The sequence below is a fragment of the Frankia sp. CcWB2 genome, assembly GCF_977927585.1.
The window spans coordinates 20,143-22,123 of record NZ_CDWRCM010000027.1 but is presented as its reverse complement, the minus strand read 5'-3'; the positions used below and the strand labels follow the sequence as shown (position 1 = coordinate 22,123).

2 protein-coding genes are annotated in these 1,981 nt (G+C 73.9%); both read left to right on the top strand.

All coding sequences use genetic code 11. The features are described from left to right. Nucleotides 1–187: 187 nt before the first annotated feature. On the top strand, nucleotides 188–814 hold the full coding sequence (locus tag ACY45C_RS05055) for a TetR/AcrR family transcriptional regulator (RefSeq protein WP_462186481.1): 627 nt from the start codon (nucleotides 188–190) through the stop codon (nucleotides 812–814). Next, nucleotides 811–1,981, top strand: a 1,171-nt coding sequence (locus ACY45C_RS05050) for a glycerol-3-phosphate dehydrogenase/oxidase (RefSeq protein ID WP_462186480.1), incomplete at its 3' end; no start/stop codon positions are given. The genes ACY45C_RS05055 and ACY45C_RS05050, both read left to right, overlap by 4 nt.

Below are 1,981 nucleotides of genomic sequence, written 5' to 3'. Positions count from 1 at the left end.
TCGTGGGCCTCGTCGGTGCTCGTCATCGGCGTGCGTACCGCCTGTCCGATCCGGTGGTGCCTCGGTAGAATCTCTTGCGAGACAGTGTGACAGCCAACGTCACATTGTCACAAGGTCTCATCCTACGATGGCACATCCCGCGCGGCGGCGCCGCTCCCCGCGCCCGTGGCGACGGGAGGGAGGGAGGATGGCTCTCGCCGGCGAGGAGGCCGTCCTCGACGCGGCCAAGGCGTCCCTGCTGGCGGTCGGGGTCCGGCGGACCACCCTAACCGAGGTAGCGCGCCGCGCCGGAGTGAGCCGGATGACCCTCTATCGACGTTGGCCGGACCTGCGCTCGCTGGTCGGTGATGTGATGACCCGCGAGTGGACCCAGGTCGTGACGGCCGCGTCGGCCATGGCCCAGGCCGGGCCGGACGGCGGGCTGCTCGACGGCGGGCTGCTCGACGATCTCGTCGAGCACATCATCGCGACGGTGGAGGCGTTCCGCACCAACCCGCTCTATCTGCGGATTATCGAGACGGATCCCGAGCTGCTGATCCCGTACCTGATCGAGCGACGTGGCGCCACCCAGCAGATGATCCTGGACCTGCTGGCGAGCCAGTTCCGCACCGCCGCGGCGAACGGCGCCGTGCGGCCCGCGGACCCGTCGGCGCTGGCCCTCATGGTCCTGCTCGTCGTGCAGTCCTTCGTCCTGTCCGCCGAGGCCCTCGGCGGCGGTGTCCCCGCGGCGACCCGGACCGCCGAACTGCGCCGGCTCCTGCGCGGCTACCTCGCGCCGGAACCGGTCAAGGAGAGCACTGGGGGATCACCATGACGGTTCTGACGCTCCGGCCGACCGCGGCGACCTCGTTGAACGCCGGGCGGCGGGAACGGGAGCTGGCCGCCGTCGCGGCCGGCGGCCCGGTGGACCTGCTGGTGATTGGCGGTGGGGTCACCGGGGCCGGGGTGGCCCTGGACGCCGCCTCCCGCGGCCTGTCCGTCGTCCTCGCCGAGGCGCACGACCTCGCCTTCGGCACGAGCCGATGGAGTTCCAAGCTCGTTCACGGCGGGCTGCGTTACCTGGCCACCGGAGACGTGGCGCTGGCGCGGGAGAGCGCCGTCGAACGCGACATCCTGATGCGGCACACCGCGCCCCATCTCGTGCGGGCGCTGCCCATGCTCACCCCGCTGACCCCGGGAGTACCGCGGTCGAACGCCGCGCTGGTCCAGGCCGGGGTGTGGCTCGGCGACCTGCTGCGCCGCGGCGCGGGCACGCCCCGCGCGGTCCTGCCCGGCCCACGCCGGCTGACCGCCGTGGAGACGCTCGGGGTGGCTCCCGCGCTCCGGGAAGCCGGGCTGCGCGGCGGGGTGCTGCACTGGGACGGCCAGCTCGTTGACGACGCCCGTCTCGTCGTCGCGCTGGCCCGGACCGCCGCCGGATTCGGCGCCCGGATCCTGACCCGGCTGCGGGTGACCGGCCTCGACGGCCTCGGCGGCGGCAGCAGCGCGGCGCGTGCCCTCGGCACCGGATCCCACGGCAACCGTGCCGGCACGGGCCGGCACGGTTGCCGTGGGATCGAGGCGACCGCGGTGGACACCCTCACCGGTACCCGGATCACCCTGCGTGCGCGGACGGTGGTCAACGCCACCGGCGTGTGGGCGCCGGACCTGGCTCCGGGGATCCGGCTGCGGCCGAGCCGCGGCACCCACCTCGTGCTGCGCTCCACCGTCCTGGCCGGGACCCGCGCGGCGCTGTCCCTACCGATGCCGGGTGAACGGAACCGGTTCGCGCTGGTGCTGCCCCAGGACGACGGCCGCGTCTACGTCGGGTTGACCGACGTGCCGGTCGAGGAGGTCGTCGACGTCCCGGTGCCCGACGAGGACGAGATCGCGCAGCTGCTGGGCATCGTCTCGAACGTGCTGGCCACCCCCATCGACCCGGCGGACCGGCTGGGCGCCTTCGCGGGCCTGCGCCCCCTGCTCGACACCGCCACCGACCACA

Excerpts from the sequence above, each read along its gene's own strand:
- ACY45C_RS05055 (WP_462186481.1), top strand. The coding sequence starts at position 188 with ATGGCTCTCGCCGGCGAGGAGGCCGTCCTCGACGCGGCCAAGGCGTCC.